The 23,805-nt window shown below is 53.9% G+C and carries 22 protein-coding genes; 20 read left to right on the forward strand and 2 right to left on the reverse strand.

The genetic code is table 11. The annotated features are described in order from the left end of the window. Positions 1 to 86: 86 nt before the first annotated feature. The 12 genes from ACR0AW_RS18630 to ACR0AW_RS18685 all read left to right on the forward strand — a co-directional run bounded on the left by ACR0AW_RS18630 (position 87) and on the right by ACR0AW_RS18685 (position 14,804). Complete coding sequence (locus ACR0AW_RS18630; RefSeq protein ID WP_170474779.1) at positions 87 to 941, forward strand: ABC transporter permease; 855 nt, start codon at positions 87 to 89, stop codon at positions 939 to 941. After that, positions 938 to 1,726, forward strand: coding sequence for an ABC transporter permease (locus ACR0AW_RS18635; protein WP_170733987.1), 789 nt, complete (start codon positions 938 to 940; stop codon positions 1,724 to 1,726). The genes ACR0AW_RS18630 and ACR0AW_RS18635 overlap by 4 nt, the downstream gene beginning before the upstream one ends. Further along, positions 1,723 to 2,820 (forward strand): ABC transporter ATP-binding protein, encoded by a 1,098-nt coding sequence (locus ACR0AW_RS18640; protein WP_170474744.1) that lies wholly within the window; start codon positions 1,723 to 1,725, stop codon positions 2,818 to 2,820. Before ACR0AW_RS18635 ends, ACR0AW_RS18640 begins: the two co-directional genes overlap by 4 nt. Before the next feature lie 17 nt (positions 2,821 to 2,837). Then, positions 2,838 to 3,899, forward strand: coding sequence for an extracellular solute-binding protein (locus ACR0AW_RS18645; RefSeq protein WP_170733988.1), 1,062 nt, complete (start codon positions 2,838 to 2,840; stop codon positions 3,897 to 3,899). Between the two features lie 60 nt (positions 3,900 to 3,959). After that, entirely contained in the window at positions 3,960 to 6,023 is a 2,064-nt protein-coding gene (locus ACR0AW_RS18650) for an oxidoreductase (RefSeq protein WP_170733989.1), read from the forward strand. Next, on the forward strand, positions 6,020 to 7,252 hold the full coding sequence (locus ACR0AW_RS18655) for an aromatic ring-hydroxylating dioxygenase subunit alpha (protein WP_170733990.1): 1,233 nt from the start codon (positions 6,020 to 6,022) through the stop codon (positions 7,250 to 7,252). The genes ACR0AW_RS18650 and ACR0AW_RS18655 overlap by 4 nt, the downstream gene beginning before the upstream one ends. Next, positions 7,245 to 8,807 (forward strand): trimethylamine methyltransferase family protein, encoded by a 1,563-nt coding sequence (locus ACR0AW_RS18660; RefSeq protein WP_170733991.1) that lies wholly within the window; start codon positions 7,245 to 7,247, stop codon positions 8,805 to 8,807. The genes ACR0AW_RS18655 and ACR0AW_RS18660 overlap by 8 nt, the downstream gene beginning before the upstream one ends. After that, positions 8,800 to 10,158, forward strand: coding sequence for an aminotransferase (locus ACR0AW_RS18665; protein ID WP_170572139.1), 1,359 nt, complete (start codon positions 8,800 to 8,802; stop codon positions 10,156 to 10,158). Before ACR0AW_RS18660 ends, ACR0AW_RS18665 begins: the two co-directional genes overlap by 8 nt. Before the next feature lie 393 nt (positions 10,159 to 10,551). Then, the gene (locus tag ACR0AW_RS18670; protein ID WP_170733992.1) at positions 10,552 to 12,126 is read left to right on the forward strand and encodes a S1 family peptidase; all 1,575 of its coding nucleotides are present in this window, start codon (positions 10,552 to 10,554) and stop codon (positions 12,124 to 12,126) included. A gap of 341 nt (positions 12,127 to 12,467) precedes the next feature. Next, positions 12,468 to 13,331 carry a LysR family transcriptional regulator gene (locus tag ACR0AW_RS18675; RefSeq protein ID WP_170733993.1) on the forward strand — a complete coding sequence of 288 codons (864 nt, stop codon included), beginning with the start codon at positions 12,468 to 12,470 and terminating at the stop codon, positions 13,329 to 13,331. A 401-nt stretch (positions 13,332 to 13,732) separates the two neighbouring features. After that, a complete protein-coding gene (locus tag ACR0AW_RS18680; protein ID WP_170733994.1) occupies positions 13,733 to 14,002 on the forward strand; it encodes a hypothetical protein in 270 nt (89 codons plus the stop codon). Positions 14,003 to 14,252: 250 nt separating this feature from the next. Further along, positions 14,253 to 14,804 carry a 2OG-Fe(II) oxygenase gene (locus ACR0AW_RS18685; RefSeq protein WP_170733995.1) on the forward strand — a complete coding sequence of 184 codons (552 nt, stop codon included), beginning with the start codon at positions 14,253 to 14,255 and terminating at the stop codon, positions 14,802 to 14,804. A 205-nt stretch (positions 14,805 to 15,009) separates the two neighbouring features. Here ACR0AW_RS18685 and ACR0AW_RS18690 read toward each other — a convergent pair whose 3' ends face one another. Beyond that, the gene (locus tag ACR0AW_RS18690; protein WP_170733996.1) at positions 15,010 to 16,320 is read right to left on the reverse strand and encodes an MFS transporter; all 1,311 of its coding nucleotides are present in this window, start codon (positions 16,318 to 16,320) and stop codon (positions 15,010 to 15,012) included. A 220-nt stretch (positions 16,321 to 16,540) separates the two neighbouring features. On the opposite strand from ACR0AW_RS18690, the gene ACR0AW_RS18695 reads away from it, so the two are divergent. The 3 genes from ACR0AW_RS18695 to ACR0AW_RS18705 all read left to right on the forward strand — a co-directional run bounded on the left by ACR0AW_RS18695 (position 16,541) and on the right by ACR0AW_RS18705 (position 18,038). Then, on the forward strand, positions 16,541 to 16,996 hold the full coding sequence (locus ACR0AW_RS18695; RefSeq protein WP_170733997.1) for a VOC family protein: 456 nt from the start codon (positions 16,541 to 16,543) through the stop codon (positions 16,994 to 16,996). A 66-nt stretch (positions 16,997 to 17,062) separates the two neighbouring features. Further along, entirely contained in the window at positions 17,063 to 17,443 is a 381-nt protein-coding gene (locus ACR0AW_RS18700) for a VOC family protein (protein WP_170733998.1), read from the forward strand. A gap of 181 nt (positions 17,444 to 17,624) precedes the next feature. Beyond that, positions 17,625 to 18,038, forward strand: coding sequence for a VOC family protein (locus ACR0AW_RS18705; protein ID WP_170403748.1), 414 nt, complete (start codon positions 17,625 to 17,627; stop codon positions 18,036 to 18,038). A 167-nt stretch (positions 18,039 to 18,205) separates the two neighbouring features. Here the strand turns inward: ACR0AW_RS18705 and ACR0AW_RS18710 are convergent, their stop codons facing one another. Beyond that, positions 18,206 to 18,664 (reverse strand): hypothetical protein, encoded by a 459-nt coding sequence (locus tag ACR0AW_RS18710; RefSeq protein WP_170403745.1) that lies wholly within the window; start codon positions 18,662 to 18,664, stop codon positions 18,206 to 18,208. 361 nt (positions 18,665 to 19,025) lie between these two features. On the opposite strand from ACR0AW_RS18710, the gene ACR0AW_RS18715 reads away from it, so the two are divergent. The 5 genes from ACR0AW_RS18715 to ACR0AW_RS18735 all read left to right on the forward strand — a co-directional run bounded on the left by ACR0AW_RS18715 (position 19,026) and on the right by ACR0AW_RS18735 (position 23,783). Beyond that, a complete protein-coding gene (locus tag ACR0AW_RS18715; protein WP_170403851.1) occupies positions 19,026 to 19,907 on the forward strand; it encodes a LysR family transcriptional regulator in 882 nt (293 codons plus the stop codon). Positions 19,908 to 19,993: 86 nt separating this feature from the next. Continuing rightward, complete coding sequence (locus ACR0AW_RS18720; RefSeq protein ID WP_170687396.1) at positions 19,994 to 20,809, forward strand: putative hydro-lyase; 816 nt, start codon at positions 19,994 to 19,996, stop codon at positions 20,807 to 20,809. Between the two features lie 20 nt (positions 20,810 to 20,829). Further along, entirely contained in the window at positions 20,830 to 21,867 is a 1,038-nt protein-coding gene (locus tag ACR0AW_RS18725; RefSeq protein ID WP_170511034.1) for a TRAP transporter substrate-binding protein, read from the forward strand. Between the two features lie 64 nt (positions 21,868 to 21,931). After that, a complete protein-coding gene (locus ACR0AW_RS18730) occupies positions 21,932 to 22,495 on the forward strand; it encodes a TRAP transporter small permease subunit (protein WP_480439428.1) in 564 nt (187 codons plus the stop codon). A 4-nt stretch (positions 22,496 to 22,499) separates the two neighbouring features. Then, positions 22,500 to 23,783, forward strand: coding sequence for a TRAP transporter large permease (locus ACR0AW_RS18735; RefSeq protein WP_010441863.1), 1,284 nt, complete (start codon positions 22,500 to 22,502; stop codon positions 23,781 to 23,783). Positions 23,784 to 23,805 lie beyond the last annotated feature (22 nt).

The raw sequence follows: 23,805 nt of genomic DNA on the forward strand, positions 1-23,805 counted from the left end.
ATTGACACGAAAGACCGTTCTGGCGCAACATTTAATGGACGATCGTCCATTAGTGACTCGTGAAAATCCGGAAAGGAGGTTGGGTAATCTTTCGTAGCGAAGCATCCCGGGGCTATACCCTCAGCGCACCAGCCACGGCTTATGTGGGTTTTCTGGTGACGGCTCCATTGTTGATCCTGATCGCCTATTCGTTCTGGACGCAATCTTACGTAACGCTCGACAAGACGCCGACACTAAAAAATTATAGCGACGCGTTTGCAGATCCTCTGGTCCGACACTTGATGCTAAGGTCGATCTGGATTGCCGGAGCAGTAACAGCAGTTACCGTCGCACTGGCATATCCCATCGCTTATTTCATCGCGATGAAGGCCCGGAAAAAGACCATCTGGCTTCTGCTCATCACCATTCCATTCTGGTCTAGCTACCTCCTGCGCGTTTTTGCCTGGAAACTCATTCTAGGGTTCAATGGAGTGATGAACTCCGCACTGTTGATGCTTGGCTTGATTGACGAACCGCTGGACTTCCTTCTCTACAATGAATTTGCAGTCGTGCTGACGCTTGCTCATGCCTGGGCGCCATTTGCGATCCTGCCGATCTATGTCTCATTGCAGAAGATCGATCCAAGCTTACTAGAAGCCGCCACCGACCTCGGTAACAGCCCTTTTCAACGCTTCATGCGGGTGACGCTGCCACTAACCATCCCGGGGATTATTGCTGCTTGTCTGATCATATTTATCCCCACGGTAGGTGACTATGTGACCCCGGCACTGGTTGGAGGGTCGGACGGGAAGATGATCGCCAACCTAATTCAGGTGCAGTTCGGGGCCGCCAACAACTGGCCACTGGGCGCCACCCTTTCACTGATCGCGATGCTATCGGTTGGCTTTGTCGCTATAGTGTTTGTAATTACCGCCACCCGGCTAGGGAGGCGTATAAGATGAGACGCCCTTCGACCCTGACAGCCTACGCTTTTCTGTATTTGGTTTTTCTTTACCTGCCCGTCCTTTTTCTGCCCTTGTTTTCATTCAATAGCGGCACAATAGTTGCCTTTCCGATCAAGGGCTGGACGCTGGACTGGTATCGGAAGCTGGGCGAACAGGATACCTTGATCCAGGCCCTTTGGAATTCGCTTGGCGTCGGCACCGTCGTGGCACTTCTGTCTACCGCAATGGGGTTGTTCGCCGCTCGCGCCTTTATTCGGTACCGTTTTCGGGGTCAGCGTGCTGCCGAAGGTCTGGTGATGCTGCCTTTGGTTATTCCCGGCATTATAGTTGCTTCTTCAATGCTGGTTCTGTTTCTGTTTGTCGGACTCAAGCCGTCTTTGCTGACCGTCGTTCTGGGCCATACGTTTCTTGCGCTGCCGTTTTCCGTCTCGATCCTGAAGTCTGCTTTCGATGACTTCGATGCGTCGCTGGAGGAAGCATCTTACGATCTGGGCGTCGGCGTGTTCGACACCTTCCGCCGCGTGACGCTTCCGGTCGTTTCCCCGGGTATCGTAGCCAGTTTGTTGGTCACTTTCACAGTCAGCTTCGACGAATTCGTCCTCGCCTTTTTCCTGTCCGGCAACCAACCAACCTTGCCAGTATACATCTGGAGCCAGATTCGTTTCCCCGCCAAGCTTCCAAACGTTTTGGCCCTAGGCTCTATCCTGCTGCTTACATCGGTCCTGCTTTTGGTGCTGGCTGAGTATTTCCGGCGCCGCTCATCCGCATCAGAGGTCAGATGACAGACAAAAACATCATAGAACTCAGGGGCGTCGAAAAGCGCTATGGTACATTCCTGGCGGCTAGCGGGATCAATCTCGATCTTAAAGAAGGCGAGTTTTTCTCACTCCTCGGCCCATCGGGATGTGGCAAAACCACGGTATTGAGGATGATCGCGGGATTCCAAGAGCCGACCAAAGGCACTGTGCTGATCGACGGTCAGGATATGGATGGTGTGCCTGCCAATAACCGGCCGACCAACATGGTATTTCAGAGCTATGCTATCTTCCCGCACCTGAATGTCGGGAACAACGTGGCCTACGGATTACGCGGCAAGGCCCCCAAAGCCGAAATCGATCAGCGCGTAGCCGAAGCCTTGGAAATGGTCGAGTTGGGGGGGCTTGAGGATCGCGGCGCAAGTGAGTTGTCAGGCGGGCAACGGCAAAGGGTGGCGCTCGCCCGCGCGCTGATCATGCGACCCAAAGTATTGTTGCTGGATGAGCCCTTGTCGGCCTTGGACAAGAAGCTGCGCGAGCAGATGCAATTTGAAATGCGCAATCTGCAGCAATCGCTGGGTATTACCTTTGTGATGGTCACACACGACCAATACGAGGCGATGACAATGTCTGACCGCATTGGCGTGATGTTCAATGGGCGCCTCAAGCAGGTGGATACGCCAACAACGCTTTACGCCCGGCCTTGCGATCAGCAGGTTGCCAGTTTCATCGGTGAGATGAACATTCTGCCTGCCCAGTTGCTAAAGGAAAATGGCGATACGCTTTCAATCCACGCGAAGGCCTTTGGCCAAATGGAAATTGGAAGAAACCCCAACGTTGCAACCAGCGCCCGAGATATGAACATCGGTATTCGACCCGAACAATTAGAAATCACCGCTGAAAAACCCGAAGACTATCCATCAACCGTTCAGGGCAAAGTCAGCAATGTGGCCTTCTATGGCGAGAACATTCACTACCACATTCAGGTTGCGGAAGCCGACGTGCCGATCGCGGTCTCGGTTCCGAACTACTTTCACACGGTTGATTTCAGTCGCGGCGACGCAGTTTGGCTGGGAGTCCAAAGCGCCAGCGTGATCGATCTTGGCACAGACACAGAATAAGACAATGGGAGGAAAAAATGAAACTTCAGGGAATTGCGGCTTTCGCATGTGCGACGGCGATAAGTGCAGGAAGCGCCAGCGCCGGTGGAGCTGATCTGACGGTTTTTGACTGGTCGGGATATGAAGACCCGGGCTTCTTTGCCAGCTACATGGAAAAATACGGGAATGAGGCACCGAGCTATTCCTATTTCGGAAGCCAGGAAGAAGCCTTTACCAAGCTGAGTTCCGGTTTTACTGCTGATCTGGCACATCCTTGTTCCGACGCGGTCAGAAAATGGGTCGCAGCAGATCTGATTCAGCCGCTGGATGAAAGCAAACTGACCAATTGGGCCGACGTACTGCCCGAGATCAAGGAGGTCGACGCCATCGTTCTGGACGGCCAGCTTTACATGTTGCCGTTCGAATGGGGGAACACGGGCCTTATCTATCGCACCGACAAGGTCTCGGGCGACGATATCTCACTGCAAGTGCTGGCCGACCCGGCCTATGCCGGTAAGATTGCTATCCCGGATGCCGCATCATCTGCGTATGCGTTAGCGGCGCTGGCTACTGGAAATGCTGACGACTACACCAACTTGAGCGATGAGCAGTTCAAGGAAGCGTCTGACTTCCTGCGCTCGATCCACCCGAACATGCGCTTTTACTGGTCCGACGCAGGTCAGTTTGACCAGGCAATGACCAGCGGCGAGATCGAATTGGGTTGGGCCTGGAACCAGTCAGAACTAAACCTGATCTGGAATGAGGTGCCGGCCGCGATGATGCGAGACGTCGACAAGGGTATCGCGACCTGGGCGTGCGGCTATGTGCATCTGAAATCATCCACGACACCGGTCGATCAGGTCTATGATCTGTTGAACGCGCTTACCGACCCGGCCAGCGGTCAGTACATCATCGACAACTGGGGCTACCCGCATTCCAACGCAAAAGCGTTCGAAGTTGCCGATCAGGCCAACATCGAAGCCTATGGTTTCTCCGATCCAAAAAGCTTCTTCGAGGGCAGTTTGTTCTTTGATGCGGTGAACCCCGAGCTTGAGGCAAAAATGCTGGCGGAGTTTGAACGGATCAAAGCCGGCTTCTGATTCAACAATATCTCCGGGGCCAACCAGCCCCGGAACACAAACACAGGAAAACGCGTGAACATGTCAGACGCGAACCCATATGCTATGCTCTTGGAACCGGTTCAGATCGGGCCAGTCACTGCCAGGAACCGCTTCTATCAGGTGCCTCATTGCACCGGGTTGGGGCACCTCCGACCAAGGGCGGATGCTGCCGTTCGTGGAATGAAGGCCGAAGGCGGGTGGGCGGTGGTTTCCAATCAGGAGACCGAGATTCACCCGACTTCTGACCTTTCTCCTTACGCCGAAGGGCGGCTATGGGACGCGCGCGATGTGCCCGCGTTGCGGCTGATGACAGACGCAGTACATGAACATGGTGCACTAGCGGCTATCCAGCTGGTTCATAACGGCAATCATGCGCAAAACCTGCTAACCCGCGCCCCGGTTCTTGCACCTTCCGAAATGTCCGTCGACACGACACACCCCAAGCAGGCGCAGGCTATGGATAAGGCCGACATTCGGGAATTCCGCCGTTGGCACCGCGAGGCCGCGTTGCGCGCGAAAGATGCCGGGTTTGACATCATTTATGTGTATGCCGGGCACAACATGACATTGGCGCAGCATTTCATGCTGCCACATATGAACCAGCGTAGCGATGAATATGGTGGGTCGCTCGAAAATCGCGTGCGTCTGACACGTGAACTGCTGGAAGACACTCACGAAGCCGTGGGCAACAGCTGCGCTGTGGCGTTACGTTTTGCTATTGATGAGATGATGGGTGCCGGGGGCATGCAGGCAGCAGAAGAAGGCCGCGCCATTGTCGAGCTCTTGGCTGATCTTCCTGACCTATGGGATGTGAATGTGGCTGACTGGTCCAACGACAGTGCCACGACTCGTTTTCAGCCAGAGGACGGATATCAGAACGCGTTTCTGTCCCACGTTAAGCAGATCACCCGCAAACCTGTGGTTGGTGTCGGTCGCCTGACGTCGCCTGACATGATGTTGTCGATGGTCAGTAAGGGAATTGTCGACCTTATCGGAGCCGCGCGACCTTCCATAGCGGACCCGTTCATTCCGAAAAAGATTGAGAACGGTCGCATTGACGAAATCCGCGAATGTATCGGCTGCAATATCTGTGTCTCATCCGACAATCTGGGCATCCCGATCCGCTGCACTCAAAACCCCACCATGGGTGAGGAATGGCGACGCGGTTGGCACCCCGAGATCATCGCGCCGAAAAAGAGCAACGCGGACACTTTGGTTGTTGGCGGTGGCCCTGCCGGTCTTGAATGCGCCATGCAGTTGGCAAGGCGAGGATATCAGGTGACGTTGGCAGAGGCGTCAGCCGAATTGGGCGGGCGGGTTACGAAGGAAAGCAAACTTCCCGGCCTCGCAGCTTGGTCCCGCGTCGTCGACTATCGTCTGCATGATTTAAAGCAACGCGGCAACGTTCAGCTGTTCACTGACAGCAGGCTTGATGGCGATCAAGTGGCAGAGCTGGGCGTCGAACACGTCTTTGTGGCCACCGGCAGCCTTTGGCGAACCGACGGCATGGGCCGTAACACCCAGCGCCATGTGCCACAGATCGAGCAAAGCGCCAATGTGCTGACGCCTGATGACATCATGAATGGTGTTCTACCGCCGGATGGCCCGGTCATGATCTATGATGACGATCATATCTATCTGGCAGGAGTGATCGCCGAAAAACTTGCGACTGCAGGATACCAGGTTGTCTTTGTCACGCCGGAGAGTTTGGTTTCAGCTTACTCCATCAATACTTTGGAGCAGCCTCGCATTCAGGCCCGCCTGATGGAGCTTGGTATCGACATTCATTGCAATCAGGTGCTGACGGCGGTTCAAGGTGACATGGCCCGCATCGGTTGTGCCTTTACTGGTCGCGAAATGGATATTCCATGTGCCTCGACAATTCTGGTCACTGAACGTCAGCGTGAGACGATGCTATATGACAGCTTGCGCGGGCTCAGGTTGAAAACCGTCGAACTTATTGGCGATGCCGCTTCTCCAGGGCTGATCGTCGACGCAGTCTTCGCGGGCCACCGCGCGGCCCGTGATTTTGAACGCCCCAAGGCAGAAGCAGATCAGGATTGGTTTCGCCGCGAGATAATCGATTTGGAGGAAACGAGATGAACAGCCGACCGTTTGAGTTGGATGCGCTGATAGCCTCGCACCAGTACGGCCACGCCCTGCCGCGCGAATTCTATACCTCCCAAGACATCTATAACTATGACATTGCCCGGGTCTGGAACCGCAACTGGCTTTGGGCAGGGCATGTCAGTCAAATCCCAAGCCCCGGTGACTACTTCCTGTTCGACTATGGCCCGGAGAGCATTATCATTGTTCGCGACCGCGATGGAGATTTTCGTGCTCATTTGAATGTCTGCCGCCATCGCGGATCTCGCGTCTGCACTGAACAGTCCGGCAACGCCCGCGTTCTTGTTTGCCCCTACCACGCATGGACATATGAGCTATCAGGAAAACTTCGTGCAAGTCACAATATGGGGGAACAATTCGACCCGTCAAAGTTTGGGCTTCTTCCCGTTCAGGTGAGTGTCTTCAAGGGCCTGATCTTTGTCTGTGCCGATGCAAACACCCCATCACTTGATCCTGTCCTCAGCAAACTTGAGCCACTCGTCGAACCCTATGGCCTGAACGATTTGAAAGTAGCGCATACCGCGTCATTCCCTGTTCCCGCGAATTGGAAACTAGCGGTTGAGAACTACCTTGAATGCTACCACTGCGGGCCAGCGCACAAAGAGTATTCTCGCTCCCATAGCTTGAAATCACCGCAAGACATGGCTGGTTTGGTCGAGCCGCTAAAGGCTAGGGCTGTAGAAGCCGGGTTGTCACCCAATGAATTGACTCTTGTCGGCGACGCTGCGCTGACCCCATTTACCAGCGGGTACTATCGTCGCTATCCGCTTTACCAAGGCTACAAAACCGGCAGCCAATCGGGCGAGGCACTTGCACCATTGCTTGGAACGCTCAAAGGCTTCGACGGTGGCGCAACTGACTTTGATATTGGTCCATTGAATTGGTTCCTGATTTATTCGGATCACATGGTCGGCTACCGCTTCATTCCACGAGGCTTACAGGAAACTGACATTCAGGTCGTCTGGCTGGTTCGCGCTGACGCCGAAGAAGGCGACGACTACGACAAAGAAGACCTGACCTGGCTTTGGCATGTCACATCTTTGGATGACGAACGCATCATTCGCCACAACCAGTCCGGCGTAAACTCTCAATACTTCCAACCGGGCCCCTTGGGCGAGATGGAAACCTCGATCCAGGACTTCTACGATTTCTATTTCAACATGATCAGCCCGGAACCAGAACAAAGGATGTCCGGTCATGACTGAGGCAAAATCACGCCGTCGCGGCGGCGGCGGACGCGCCGCGCGCATAAAGGTTCAACAGGCTACCACGGGCAATGAGGCCGTACGTGGAGGCCTAAGTGGCGGCCGCTATAAACCGCTGACCCAAGCAGATATGGAGAACATCCATCAAGCGGCCTTAACCGTTCTGGAAAACACGGGCGTTACCGACCATTTTCCGGAATTGCTTGATCTGGTGCTTCCCAAAGGCGCAGTTTTGAATGACCTCAATAGGTTGTGCTTCCCCCGCGCCCTTATGGAAGACATCCTGGCGGCTGCCGCCAGAGAGTTTTACGTCTATGCCCGCGGTGAGCGTGAAGGCAAAGACGACATGCATTGCTCGGCCGAGAGTGTCTATTTCGCCAACTCTGGCACGGCCGTCACAACCTTCGATTCCGAGACCAAGTCCTATCGTCCATCGGTTCTGCGCGACGTTTATGATTTCACCCGACTAGTGGACCGCTTGGACAACATCCATATGCTGGGCGACACAGTTTTGGCTACCGATGTGACCGATGATTTCGCTCACGATATGAACACCATATATGCAATGCTCGCAGGCAGCCAAAAGCCTGCCTGTCTGACCTTTCGCGACCGCAGCCATATCCCGCATGCCATCCGCATGTTTGATTTGGCTCAGGGTGGCGAAGGGGCTTTCATGAAGAAGCCAAGCGTCATTTTTGGCGGCTGTCCAATGGTTTCGCCGCTGCGGATCGGCAAGGAAAACATGGAGATCCTGATTGATACCGCCAAACTTGGCCTCACCGTCGATCTGGCTGTGCCTCCGCAAGCCGGGGCCACAGCCCCCGCGACGCTTGCGGGAACGTTGGTACAAACCGTGGCCGAAACGCTGGCCTGCGTTGCCATCGTAAACCTCATCACTCCAGGCTGTCCGGTTTGCTTTGCCGCCTGGCCCTTCATCACTGATTTGCGCAGCGGCTCGTTCACCGGTGGCAGCGGCGAACAAGCCCTGATCGGCGCGGCTGCCATTCAAATGGGCAACTTCTATGGTCTGCCCACATCCGTTGGCGCAGGCATGACCGATGCCAAATTGCCCGATGCGCAATACGGGTTAGAAAAGGCGCTGACCTTCACGCTTGCTGCTCATGCCGGTGCCAATCGCCTTTGCGAGTTTGGCGGTATGATCGGTAGCCTCATGGGATGTAGTTTTGAAAGTATGGTCATCGATGACGAAGCGGGTGGAATGATCCTGCGGTCGTTGCGCGGGATAGAGGTCACGGATGAAACCATGGCTGTGGATGTGATCCACGATTGCGCCATCGACCCCGGCCATTTCCTCGGCAACCCGCACACGCTGAACTATATGAACAGCGAATTCGTCTATCCGCGACTTATGGATCGTGAGCGTACAGACACATGGGAAAACGAAGGCAAAACAGATTTGCTGGACCGCGCCCGTGACAAAGCCAACTCTATTCTAAACAGTCATTTCCCCAACTATTTCGGCGCTTTGGACACCCAGGTGCGTGAAGAATTTCCCATTGAAATGAGCGCGGAAAGCATGACCCATCATGGATAACTCTAATGCCAAACAATGGGACAACGATCACTTCCTGCACCCGTGGGAAGGGATGGAAGCTTTAGGTAAAAATAGCCGTACTTTTGTCGAAAGTGCCAGCGGCATCCATGTAGTGAACGAAAAGGGTGAACGCTTGATCGACGGACCGGGAGGCATGTGGTGCACCCAGATCGGTTATGGGCGCGAAGAGATGGCCGAGGCCATGGCTGAGCAAGCTAGGAGTCTTGCCTATTTCTCGCCTTTCAACAACACCAACTCGACTGCTGCGCGGTTCGCGCGCGAAATAGCCAAACGAGCGCCTGGAGATTTGAACAATGTCTTCTTTACCACGGGCGGCTCCACTGCGGTGGATACGGCTATCCGATTTGTCCATTTTAGAAACAACCTTTTGGGTCGACCCGAGAAAAAGAAAATCATTTCTAGGCAAAAAGCCTATCATGGAAGCACCTACTTGGCGGCCAGCGTGAGTGGAAAAGAGCGTGACCGGCTTTGGCTCGACAAAGCCGATGACCTCGCACATTTCCTGCCAGACGTGAATCCGCTCTACCGTTCACCTGGTCAAAGCGAAGAGAGCTTTCTGAAGGAGAAAGTTTCCGATCTTGAAAACGCCATTTTGGCGCTTGGCCCGGAAAATGTTGCCGCTTTTATCGCCGAACCTGTTCTGGCATCTGGTGGCGTGATCGTGCCGCCAAAAGGATATCACCAAGGCTGCCTAAACATCTGCAAGAAGTATGATGTTCTATACATCTCCGACGAAGTGGTGACAGCTTTTGGGCGATTGGGCCATTGGTTTTCGTCAGAGGCTGTTTTCGGCATTCAGCCGGACATAATAACTTGTGCTAAAGGAATGACATCTGGGTACGCGCCGATGGGTGCCGCGATTATCTCTGACCGATTGATCGCCGACGTTTCGGGAAAAGATGCTAACTTCTCAAATGGTTACACCTATTCTGGTCATCCAGTTAGCGCGGCTGCGGGTTTGAAGGGCATTGAGATCATTGAGCGGGAAAAACTTCTCGAACACGTTCAAAAGGTCGCTCCGGTTTTTCAGGATCAGCTGCAGCATTTGCGACAGATTGACATCGTTGCCGATGTGCGTGGGATGGGGTTGATGGGATGCGTACAATGCTCAGTCGATGGTGATCCCAGGAGCGATCTGGGATGCGACTACGAGATTGGCGGCCAGATCGATATAGAATGCCAAAAACGTGGGTTATTAGTTCGACCTATTATCAACATGTGTGTTCTTTCACCGCCCCTTATCATCAGCGAAAGTGAAATTGAGCAGATGTTTTCTATCTTGCGCAAAGGGCTTGAAGCGACACGAACGTGGCTTGGCGGAATTCAGTGAACAATGAAGAGCTTGCGCTACTGTTGCGGATGTCCGCAGACCGGTATGCCACTGCAGCATTTGAATTCCGTCCTAAATGTCCGCAATGGGCCGTCTGCTGGCCCTGTCGCTGATACTGTGATGCACCCTAGGTCAACTGTGAGCCTAGCCTGTGAATTCGAATTTCTCGCTTGGTGCAGCCGCAGTACCAGAAGTGTTGCAAACGTTAAGTATGGTCACTGCTGCTCGTGTAGAGGGAACGTCTATCAAGCCGGAGTTGAGCCGGACAAATGGGGTTGTCATCTATAACTTGACGATCCGTTCTCGCGATCCAAACATTTTCCGTGGAAGCTGTGGCGGCTTCACAATTGCGCATGATAAACTGCTTGCAACGCATAAGATCAGAGATGAACCATGCGGTTACCGGATGAAAGCGATACGGAATATGGAGCGGGCAATGTCCGGGCATTTCTGGAAAGCTTGACCGGTCCGTCTCGCGGAACCGTAACCTGGCTTGTCGGCACCGCTTTGTCCGCTTCACTAGGTCAAGACCGTATCCTGAAGATAAGGCGGAAAGAGGATGTACCCCCACATGACGAAGATGTGGCGACCTTTCAATGGTCGCAAGGCGGTTACACGCTAAACGCGCTGCCCGGCCGGGAAATCTGGGTCAATGGTCAAAAGACTGCTTCGGCAGTTCTTAGGCATGGCGACATGATCGAGTTTGGTGAAAAGGGTCCCATGTCGCGCTACAGGATGTGTGACCACTCATTCCCTGCACATCACACGGTCGAAGACATAATAAGTGACGCTTATGTGTATGCGCGCTCCAGCCGACGACCCTTCGCCAGCAAAATGTCCAGTGCGCTGCGCGAAGGCGGACGTCGACTGACATCACAAACCACGGTTTTGTTCCGGTTTACCGTTATCGGTCTACTTCTACTGATTACAGCCTTTGGCTATTTGCTTTTTCAGAACGATCGGAAGCTGGCGGATAGCCTGAAACAGGAATCTCTCAAGATCGAGGCGGTTGCTGTCATGCTTACGCAGACGCGAGAAGATGCACTGACGGCGGATGATCTGGTCGCGCTCAGAGAAGCGTTTGACAACCAGGTAATTTCCACCGAGCAGCGCCTTGGCACTTTGGAAGAACGCGCTGGTGCGTCAAGGCGAGTTATCACAGCCTCGACGCGCTCTATTGCCTTTATCCAAGGGGCCTACGGATTGCGTCAAACCGAAAGCGGCAAATTACTGCGGCATGTGCTTGGCCCGGACGGGGAGAACCTAAAAACTCCATTCGGAAAACCATGGATTGAACCAGATGCGGCAGGCGCGCCGGCGGAGTTTCAGTTCACCGGAACCGGGTTTCTGTTGCAGGACACCTCTCTGTTGGTGACCAACCGTCATGTCGCCTTGCCCTGGACGACCGGGGATCGGGCACAGGCCCTGAAGGCAGCAGGGCTTGAAGCCGAGATACTTAATCTGCTGGCTTATCTGCCAGAACAATCCAAGCCAATGGAAGCGGTATTGCTTAGGGCAAGCAAAACGGCCGATCTGGCGCTTCTGTCCGTTGATGCGAACCGTGTTCAAGGGCTCGGGCTTTCACTGGCACCAGACCCGCCGCGTGCAGGTGAAGAAGTTTTCCTGCTTGGGTATCCGACCGGCCTTAAGGCCTTGATTGTGCAGGCCGGGCCGAACTTTCTGAATTCACTTGAATCCGATGGCACCGTCGATTTCTGGACAATTGCAAAAAACCTTTCAGAGCAGAACAAGATCAGGCCTCTGGCCAGCCGGGGGATCGTCGCCCAGACCAGTCCCGGTGCCGTCGTTTATGATGCTGAAACCACAACCGGTGGAAGCGGTGGGCCCGCCTTGAACCGAAGCGGTAAGGTGGTCGCGATCAACGCCGCGATCTTACCCGAATTTGGCGGCTCCAACATAGGGGTTCCTGTATCGCACCTAAAAGTGCTGCTGGAGGAAATCCGGTAGCAGCCACTGGGGCGAAATTCCCGCTGGCTGTTACCGTCAAGAGAGATAGCTCAGAACTGTACCAGCTCTGCGCTTAGGTACGGTCTAAACATTGTGTGGATCGGGAACGCAGGCCAATACGTTCCCGATCAGCTGAGGCAGGTCGTGTAGCATGAAAGATGCTTCGCGCTGCCGGAAGCCGTTCTTCGACACTCACTTCGAGATGGGGGACTCTGAGACCCTGGGGTCGCAACCGAACAGCGGCAGCAGTTTCATGCTACGAGCCAAATCTGCCACATACTGTTTTAGTTGAATAGCGAAATTGTTTCATGCATTATATTTGAAAATCGAATAGATGCCCCATGGATATTGAACTCGCGCGAACATTTCTGGCGATTGTCGAGACGGGCAGTTTTCTGGAGGCTGCCAACAAGGTTTACGTTACACAATCAACAGTGAGCATGCGTATTCGGTCACTCGAACAACAGCTCGGACGACCAGTGTTCGAGCGCGGAAAATCGGGTGCTACACTTACTCCGGCCGGGCACCGCTTTCATAAACACGCGCAGGCACTTGTCAGGTGCTGGACACAGGCCCGGATCGACGCCTCCCTGCCTGATGCGGTGGAAGCTGCTCTGGAAATCGGAGCTGTGCCCAGCTTGTGGGACGGGTTCCTGATCGACGCGATGCCAGAATTTAAGCAAGCGTTGCCGAATGTGGCGGTTCACGGGTCTACGGTTTCAACTGAAACATTGCTGAGCCTAACGACTGCGGGCGCGCTGGATTTGGCTGTGATGTATGATCCGCGGAACACTGTCGGGCTGACCGCAATGCAGTTGTTCGAAGATGATTTCGTACTCGTAAGCAGCGATTTCGATACCTCGCGAAGCCCATTTGAACAAAACTATGTTCTGATCGACTGGGGACCGGAATTCCGTGCCGATCACCTGCTGAACTTCCCGGAAATACCAACGCCAATGTTGCAGCTTGGCATTGGAACTCTCGGCCTGAACTATTTGAAAGCCCAGCCTAGCGCCGGATATTTCCCCTGGCGGGTAGTTGCGCAGGAAGTCGAAACCGGTTGGTTGAGGGTAATTGAGGATGCTCCTCGGTTTGCCTATGCCGCCTATGCCGTTTTTGCAGAAGATGATCCTGAAAGCCTCCCCTGCAAGGCCGCCCAGCTATTGAGTGCCTTTGCAAAAGAACAGTTTCCCGTCACGGTCTGAGATGGCGAGCTACTCGCGGCTTACCATGTAGAAGGCGAATTGTTAGTTCTCGGAAGCCTCCAGGGCTTCGGTTGCTGCGGGCTGCTCTTTGCCAGATTCGAAAATTAAACCAGCGGTAATCACGACCATCAAAACGCCGCCCATGACGGCCCAGTACCTCCAACCAAAAGACCTTTGCAAACGCATTTCTCTCTCCACGGCCATCCATCGAGACCAGATCAGTATAAGGAGGAATAAAAGTCTGCCAAATCGAAAGGATTGACACTCAAAGAGACAATATACTGAAAAAAACATCTATTCAGATCGTCGATAACATGGTTGAGAAAAAATCATAAGGTTTTGCACTCCGAAAACGAACATTGATCTCCTAAACTAACGAAGTGGAGGGAAAGGAGAAATCGATGGATAGGCGCTGGGTAAATCGCGTTACCGAACACATAAGTCGTTTCATTGCGTCACAACGGTTCGGGATTGCGAAGCGCTCGGCAGCAAAACAGCAGGATTTGCAAATCCCACAAGATTGGGACGAAGCCGCCGAGATATGGGACCCGTCCGAATTCGACCCGGAAAAAGAAAACCGGGAACGACGTTTGCGCCCGAGCGACTACGAATGGGACACAACCGGCGAACTTCCTTGGCGCGGACACAATCACCGGTTCAAAGGAGGCTGAGGGGAACCCAAGGCCTGAATATTGGATATTTCAGTCACAGGTGACACAAAGCTCGCGTCCCCTGATCCCGCATCGCATACCGTTTGGGATCCGAGAACGTCTAGGGTGAATTCCAAATCCGGATTGCTGGACCCAAAACAATTGAGATTGCAGAAAAATTACGTCGCTTTCAGCCTCTTAGGTCGAAAACAGCGCAGCGCCATCTGTGCATCTTGGCAAAATTCAGTACCAATCAAAAATGGTGTACAGAATGCTGGAAGTTCATTCGATTCCCGGTGCATTTACCGCGCGGGAATGTGAGCAGATTGTTGCTGCATCACAAAAAGCCCCGGCAAACGAGGCTCTGCTTGTCGGGCAAAACAAGGATCACAATCTGCGCAGAGCGGATGTGACTTGGCTGGACGACGTTGAAGGCTCTGATTGGGTGATGTCACGCCTGATCAATGTTGTCCGTCGCTCCAACACCGACAAGTTTGGCTTCGATCTGAGCGAGTTCGCCGAAAGTCCGCAGATTGCCTGCTATAAAGCATCAGATGGTGGTCATTTTGCGTGGCATTCCGATATCGGCGACGGGCCAGTCGCCCGAAAAAGAAAGCTGTCGCTGGTCGTTCAACTCAGCAAACCCGGAATGTACGACGGCGGAGACTTGGAGATAATGCCGGGGGCTTATGCTGTAACGGCCAGCCGGTATCAGGGCAGCGCGACCATCTTTCCTAGCTTCTTGTTGCATCAGGTGACACCGGTTGAGAATGGTGATCGGTATTCGTTGACGGTCTGGGCGCATGGCCCGGCATTTCGGTGATGATTTCCGTACTCGTTTGATTAAGAATCCGAGACTACAAGGCTAACGATTCCTTTCGTGTAGGAAACAGAGTCGAAAGTGTTAGGCTTGCCTTTAACATATGCGCTGAAATGGCATTTCCTGTAGTCCAACGTATCTGCTAAATCCTGGAATCCGCACGGTACTGACGCCTGAGTTGCTTTGGTCACTCATTGGCTGACCTCTATTATGTATCCGCCGGTAAGCGACTGGCGACTGATTTCTCATGGACTAAGTTTGGCAGGCTCACCATATCAGAAGCAACTTTGCCAGCTGCCTTTGAAGTACTTTCGACAGATATGCGTGTCTGACCCAACCGGGGGTGCAGCTTACGAGCCAAAATCCACGTCCAAAGCAAACCTGCGCCACCCGCGGCGAACACGCCAGAGAGCGGTGCTACGAGAAGAACCAGCCAGGCGGCACCAGGTGTAATAATACCCGAAACATCGCGAAAGCTCGCGTAAATTGCTGACATCTCAGTTCGTTCGGAAGGTTTGACTGCGAGAAGGAACGGCAAACCTGCGGAAACATCGAGCAAGATCAGGAAAATCGAGCCCATCATTAAGAACGCGATTGTGACTTCAGGGATTCCGAATGGAACTCCAGCAAAAAGAAATAGCAGCCCGGACATGAGGAATCCGGTTCTGACTGCTGCGCGCACCGAACTGCGCTGCATAAACCTAAGCATCAGCGGGGTGCAAAACAGGGCGGCATTGGAAATCGATAAAGCAATCCCTCCAAGCTGGCTGCCTAGCCCGTTCTGAACCGCATAGATGGGCAGATATACGACATAAATCCACCACCCGCAGGAACGAACGACTGCGAATACCCATCCGGCAACCAATCGCGGTTGCGCAAAAAACCTCCCGAAATAGGCGAACGGATTTGCGGGAGCGCATTGGCTTCTGGTGATGAGCCTGCCGTTTCCGAGGCGCATAACAAGAAAGATGAGAAGCATGACAATCGCTGCACCGGCTGCAATCAGGAACGGTGCAGGTTGCCACCACTCGTACAATATCGCGCCAAGTGCAGGGCCAGCCGTCCAACCCAGCGCACTGTAGAAAAGCCGAGATGTCTCAAAACGTCCCAGTTCAATCCTGGCAACATGGTCGAGCACATAGGCGTTGAAGCACACAAATGTCGTCACAACGGCGAAAGTCGTGAGTGCAAGCCCCGCAATAACGGTAGCAGGGGTCGCAACGGTCGTCACAACCGCACCCGCGACGTACGAAAGAGTGCCGAATACATAGACCCATCTCCTTGGGACAAACCGGATCAGGTAGGGAACCAGAAGACCGATCAAGAGTGAAACTGTGCCAATGGCGAAATAAATTTCGGATACAAATCGCGCATCCTTCAGCGCGTTGTATATCGCTACCGGAAAAACAGAGATCAAAATACCCCTGGCAATCGCCTCTGATCCCGCCAGAATGGCGAATCCCCGCACGCTGGGTGCTGGCGCATGGCGAAGCCATTCTGGTATTCGGCGTTCATGCATGAGAAGTACTCAATAGACTGGGAATCAGTCAAACCTGTTTCCTCATTTTTTCTCTCCTGGCAGCGACCCGATGTCGTTTTTGCTAATCGTGTAAGTTACAAAAATTCCATAACTGAATTTCGTTTTTTCTTTTTTGGGAACCCGCTTCGCTGGCGTTCAATTTTAAGCGCTGATTCCAGCGAAAGCATAGCTTGAACTCGGGCTGGATTCGCCCAGTAGAATGGCCGCAAACGGGAAATCACTGCACGACCGAAAAGTCTACCGCTGCGGATGCGAGCACTTTCAGCATGAGCAAAAGTCGTGGCTGCAAAAGTCGGTTTTTTCCGCGATCTGTGAATTCAGGCTCGCCCAGATTTTACTGCCGCAGCGAATGTCGGCAAAGCGGGCTCTGCTGCAACACCTGATGGCCTCGCTCAAAGTCGGCAACGGGCCGTTGAAAATGTCTCGAAAAACAGGGCAGGGGCTTATGCTGCGTCAGCTCCGAGGTTCGCAAATCCGGAATGAAATCGCCATGGCAATGGTGGGCTTCTGCGGGGCAGTTGTTATCGAGTTCGCGGATCGTCCCTTTGGCAAGCGAGCGGGCCGCGTTCTCGACCCATTCGGGCATGCGTGGATTCTGAGCAAGACGACTGAAACTCTGACAGGTGCGCAAATTCAGAACCGCTTGGGCGGATAGTTTGGTCTGATCGAAATCGCGTTGCTCACCTCTTGCAGCGAAACTGACCAAATGTATGCTTTGTCCATGAACATCCACGGCTTCGATCACATCGTTCTCTGCGTCAATAATGTCGACGTAACGCTTGAGTTCTATCAACACCTGCTAGGCATGACTCCGCGAGAGGAACGCCCCGGCAAATGGTCCCTACATTTCGGTTCAAACAAAATCAGTCTTCAAGGTGCAGGCACAGCACCGGATCTGGCGATAAAAACCGTTCCGGGAAGCGGTAATTTCTGTCTACTGACCGACACACCAATCGAGGAAATCACCGCGAAGCTTCGCGCGCATGACGTCACTATCGTGGAAGGTCCTTCCGAGAAACTGGGCGCCGTCGGCAGGCTTATGTCCGTGTACTTCCGTGATCCAGATGACAATCTGGTCGAGGTAAGCAACAAGCTGGCATAATAAACGAATTGCAACACAATAGCAGCCACGCAACCAGGGTCGAGAATGAGCACAAGCTTTTCGAATTTTGCATCTTAGCCGATACTCAATGTAGCCTCGATGTCGAAACCAAGAGCACAAATCTGCTGGCTGATCACAGCTAAGGTAGGGGCCATGAGGCTCTAAGAACTGGAGAGCAGTCATGCCCAGAACGGGATTCATAGATCATATCGGCATCGCGGTGCCGGATCTTGCGGCGGCGAAGGCCTACTATGATGAGCTAATGCCGATCCTTGGCCTCAAGGAGTGGTTCAAAACCGAACCGGCATTCAACTACGGACCGGATGGGAAACTCGGGACGCAGCTGTTCTTCTACCAGGCGAGGGACGATGGGCACTATTTGCGCCACGCTACCGGGCTACAGCACTTGGCATTCTCGGTGGAAAAGCGTGAGATCGTGCATGAGGCGTACAATTGGGCACTCTCGCGGAAGTCACATATTCTGGACGAACCCCAGGAGTTTCCTCAATACGGGATCCACTATGCGGCCTATTGGCTCGACCCACACGGCATTAAGCTCGAGGTTGTCTGCCACAAAGATGGTGAAAGCAGTTGAGACATCAAACTATCACCAGTGCTCCAAATGCGGAGCTTTGACAAACTGTCGAAAAGCGCTGCGCTACGTCCTCCCAAACGTCTGGCGGTGTAGGTCCGGCGAGAGCCCAATGCGGGCTTTGCCAACCTTTCAAATCACCATCATCCCCGACCTTTTCAGTTCGAGTTTCAATCCCTAGCGGGCAAGGCAACCTCGCCTTCCCAGTCAGAAATACGGTGCGGTAGCGCCAGGAATTTTGACGCCACACGTGTTTTGGTCGTTCCACTTCCAGTCATCCCCGAGTATTTGCCGGTCGAGGAAACGATCCGCCAGTTGTTGACGCCGAAGGCAACAACCTCCCATCTCATGGTGAACGTGTCTTCTTCTTCACCATAAACGCAGACGCCACCGCCACTGACACCGCTGGGTCCGCCGAAACCCGAGCCAACGCACCGGACAAACCCAGGATCGATTGGTCCCTCGTCAACGGTATAAGTCCCATAGTTGTCCTCTTTCCAGAACACGTCCTCGCCCGCGGAAATTTGCTCTTGGTTGACGACATAGAAGTTCGTTACCGACACTTTCTCTGCAGCAGTCAGACAATGAGGTGCAATAAGAACTGCGGGGATTAGCATTGAACGCAACATGTTGTTTCCTTCGACAGTGGGGCAAAGCCAGCATGATAGAGCCTACGGAATTTATTGCTAGGAAGGGAACTCGTAGCCAGACCTGCAGAGTCAGCTTTGTCCGCTGACTGTGAGTCCGTGCGTCCTGAGAATTTGCGCCTGCAGCGAATGGCCGGTTCTACGGGCCGCACCGCAGCGGCGACATGTGTCGGTGAACGGCAGTTCAGGGCCGTAATTATCTGATCCCATTGCCGTATTACCTTCAATGGAAGTCTGGTTTCCTATAAATATTCAACAAGTTCATCATCAATAGCCTCTGACAATTCAAACGTAGACAATACGATAGTAAGATCAGGACCGTTCTTAGCAGAAAGCGATCAACTTGGCTCGGCTCAAACTCGAACATCTACAAACATTTCTTTCTGTTGTGCGCTTCGGCAGTGTCAGCAAGGCAGCCGAAGTACTTAACCTGACGCAGCCTGCCGTGACTACTCGCATCAAGTCCTTGGAAGATGGTTTGGGAACGTCGTTGTTCAAACGTGAAAGCGCTGGCATGCGCCTCACCAAGCGTGGCGATATGCTTGTCCACTATGCCGAGCAATTTCAGCACCTTTCAGATCTGGTCGAAGAGCACGTTGTGGATACGAGCGCCGTTGACAGGTTGATCCGCCTGGGCGTGTCCGAGACTATCGCTCAAAGTTGGCTGCCCGAATTTGTCGGCGCATTGCGAGCAAAGTACCCGTCTCTCAAGATCGAGATCAGCGTCGACATTTCATTGAACCTCCGGGATCAGTTGCTGGGGCGTGAAATCGATCTGGGTATTCTGCTTGGGCCGGTCTCAGATTACACGGTCGACAACGTGGTGCTTCCGGATGTACCACTGGCCTGGTTTCAGGCAGCAGGCGGAACTCTAGGGCAAAACGTCGATCTGGCTGGCATCCCAATCGCGACCTACGCCAAGAACACCCGGCCGTACCGGGAACTGAGGGCCGCACTTTTCGAACGATTCGGTTCCGAAATCTCCCTGTTCCCGTCCTCTTCTTTGTCTTCTTGTTTTCGGATGGTCGAGGCCGGGCTATGTGTTGGCGCGCTGCCGATCTCGCTAGCGAAGAAGCTGGTGCAAGAGGGAAAGCTGGTCGAATTCGACCCGGGCTGGGTTCCCGAACCTCTTCAATTTTCTGCCTCTTACCTGGGTGATCCGCGCAATCATCTGCTTGAGGCCGCAGCGGTCATCGCCCGAGATGTAGCGCTTCAACAGGTATAAAAATATATTATGTAGAAGACAAAAATAATACAATTTGATTTTATGCCCTAGTCGCACGAACGTATTCCAAACTAGGGAGGGTCGTAATGAGCGATCTGTTTGAGCCGTTGAAATCTGCGACAACAGCGTCTGTGCGCGCGCAGATCAGGTCACGGGCCTATCGCGGTCACACAGCCGGATTGGGCGGGAATACCCTGCAGGCCAATCTGGCGATTTTGCCCGAACATTATGCGTTGGATTTCATGCGCTACTGCCAGCGAAATCCAAAACCCTGCCCGATTGTCGGCGTTTCCGATACGGGCAATCCAAACATGGACACCTTGGGAGTTGATATTGATATCCGCACCGATACTCCGGCTTACTACGTATATCGCGACGGCATCCACGTCGACACGGTTCATGATCTCAAGCAACTGTGGCGCGATGATTTTGTGGCGTTCGCTTTGGGGTGCTCATTCACTTTCGAACATGCATTGCAACAGGCCGGCGTACCGCTCTGGCACATCGAAAACGACCGCACAGTGCCGATGTTCGTGACCAATATCCAAACGATCAAATCTGGTCCTTTCGAGGGGCCAATGGTTGTCAGTATGCGGGCGATCCCTGATGCCAGGGTAGACGAAGTTGTCGATATCTCACGCAAATTTCCTCTGGCGCACGGAGCGCCGGTGCATTGGGGCGAGCCAGAGAAAATTGGTATCGCCGAAATAAATAGCCCGGACTGGGGCGATCCGGCTCCGGTCTCAGACGGCACCACGCCAATGTTCTGGGCTTGTGGCGTCACACCACAGGCTGCGATCAAGAATGCCAAACCTTCAATCGCGATCACGCACAAGCCGGGGCACATGCTGATCACCGACATCGCGGATGACGCTGAAACACCCATCTATCAATCAAAATAATACAACAGGAGAGAAACCAGATGAAGAAACTCGCAACAACTCTCGGCGCGCTCGCTGTCTCAACAACCGCAGCGTTTGCCGACAATCCCGTGGTTTTGAACGCAGTAGGAACGTGGTCCAGCCTGACCAACTACCAAAAACACGAAGAGCCATTCTTTAACCAACGGCTCAACGAGGCATCGGGCGGCGAAATAGTCGGAAAAATCCAGTCGCAATCCGGTTTGGGGCTAAAGGGCTTCGAGATCATGCGCATGGTCAAGAACGGTGTCTTCGACTTTGCCTTTGGCTTGCCCGGCTACGTCGCCGCCGAAAATGCGATTTTCGAAGGCGCTGATCTGTCCACTTTGACACAGGACATCGACACGCAGCGTAAGGTGGCCGACGCCTATTTCGACACGTTGTCCTCGGCGTTCGAAGAGATCTACAACGCCAAGCTGCTTATGCTGTACCCGTTCCCAAGCCAAACCCTTTGGTGCAACGCTGAAGTGAACGGAATTTCCGATCTGGAAGGCAAAAAGATCCGCGTCTACTCGACGACTTTGGGTGATTTTGTAGAAGGTGTCGGGGGCACATCCGTAACTGTCGCCTTCTCCGAGGTTATTCCGGCGCTGGAAAAAGGTGTCGTAGACTGCGCGATCACCGGCACCATGTCAGCCTATACGGCCAAGTGGAACCAGGTGGCCACTCATGCCTATACCTTGCGTGTTGGCTGGGGTCTGGCATTCGGAGCCATGAACCTGGACAAATGGAACAGCCTGACGCCAGAACAACAGGCACTCTTGGAAACCGAACTCGCGGTTCTGACGGACTCCATGTGGGCCGAGACGGCAACCGAAGATGATATTGCGATTTCCTGCATCACCGGCGGCACATGTGAAATCGGTGAAGCCGGATCCATGACGCTCGTCGAACCCACGGCAGACGATTTGACCGCACGGGACAAGATCGCGACCGATGTCGTGCTGGCCCGTTGGGCGGAACGCTGCGGCGCCGATTGTGCTGCAAACTGGAATGAAACCGTTGGCCCGATCCTTGGCCTGAAAGCCGAAGCCAAGTAATCCGGCCGATTCAGTGGGGCGGTCAAACTCCCGCCGACCCACCACAAAACATCAGGTAATCAAAATGTTAGACAAGCTCTTAGGCGGCGCGCGAAGGCTGAGCCTTTGGATGACGTGGCTGGGTGGTACACTGATCGTGTTTTCGGCCTTCCTCATCACTCTCGAAGTCTTTCTACGCAAAGTTTTCAACATCTCGCTGGGCGGGGCGGACGAAATCTCGGGCTATGCCTTCGGTGTGGCAACCGCGTTGGCGATGTCTTTTGCGCTGTTTGAACGCGCGCATATCCGGGTTGACGCCCTGCTCGGAGCAATTCCCAAGGTGCTGCACCCAATTATCAACCTGTTTGGCCTCGTGCTTTTGACAGGATTTGCCTTGGTCATCGTTGTGATGGTGTGGGGTATGGTGGCCGACACGCTGGCTAACGGTTCCCGGTCGATTACTCCGATGCGCGTACCGTTGGCCATTCCCCAGATACCGTGGCTCTTGGGTTGGATGTTCTTTGTAGGCTCGGGCGTTCTGATCGCTCTGGCCGCGATCAGACAATACTTACGAGGCGATCTGGCCGGAGTGCAGGACCTGATCGGCGTGAAATCCCTGGACGAACAAATAGAAGACGAGACGGTATAGACCGATGCTGATCAAGACACTCCTGATCCTACTTGCCCTCATCGGTTTGGCCGTTCCTATTGCCGCCTCGTTGGGTTGGCTGGGCCTGATCCTGCAATGGACCGACAGCCCGATGCCGTTGCACCGCGCAATATCGGATATGGCATGGCAGACCAGCACGGACTTTCTGCTGGTGGCAATCCCGATGTTCGTAATGATGGGAGAGATCCTTTTGCGTGCTGGCATCACCGAACGGATGTACGACGGTATTGTCAAATGGCTTGGATGGTTGCCGGGTGGGTTGATGCATTCCAATATCGGATCCTCGGCCCTGTTCGCGGCCACGTCTGGGTCATCCGTAGCCACAGCCGCAACCATCGGAACGGTGGCTGTGCCGCAGATCAAAAAACGGGGTTACAACGAGCGGCTGTTTCTCGGCACCGTGGCTGCCGGAGGAACGCTCGGCATTCTCATCCCGCCTTCGATCAACCTGATCCTATATGGTTTGTTGACCAATACTTCGGTGCCGGAACTGTATCTGGCGGGCTTTCTGCCTGGATTTCTGCTGGCACTGTTGTTCATGGCAACCGTCGTTGTGGCATGCATGATCAGGCCGGAATGGGGCGGGGACCAATTACGCCACAGCTGGGCAGAGCGGCTTGCTGCGCTTCCTGCACTGATCCCCCCTCTTGGCATCTTCATGGTGGTCGTCGGCTCGATTTACGCAGGTCTGGCTACGCCTACCGAAGCCGCAGCATTGGGCGTTGTTGCCTCGATGGCGCTTGCGGCGTTCAACGGCAAGATGTCGATGGAAACCATGCGTCACGCAATCGAAGGCACAATGCGCACGACCGCCATGATCATGCTGATCATTATAGCTGCGGTGTTCCTGAACTTTGTCCTTTCAATAATCGGCCTGACCCAGGCTTTGACCGATTTTGTCACAGGGCTGGGCTGGAGCCCAATGCAAACCATGTTGATGATCGTCGCGGTGCTGATCCTGATCGGCTGCTTCATGGAGACGTTGTCCATGCTGTTGACCATGGCGCCGCTGGTTACCCCGATCGTTGTGGCGCTGGGTTTTGATCCGGTGTGGTTTGGCATCTTGTTGATGGTACTTCTGGAAACCGCTCTGATCACACCGCCGATAGGGATCAACCTTTATGTGGTGCAAGGGATCAGGAAAGCAGGACCGATGATGGATGTGATCCGCGGCGCATTGCCATTTGTTGTTACCATGTTCGTCATGCTCGGGCTTCTTTTGGTTTTTCCGAAGCTCGCAACCTGGTTGCCTTCCTTGGTGTACTAAACCGCCGAGGCTTCCTTCCCCC

The sequence above is a fragment of the Ruegeria sp. C5 genome (assembly GCF_056537605.1).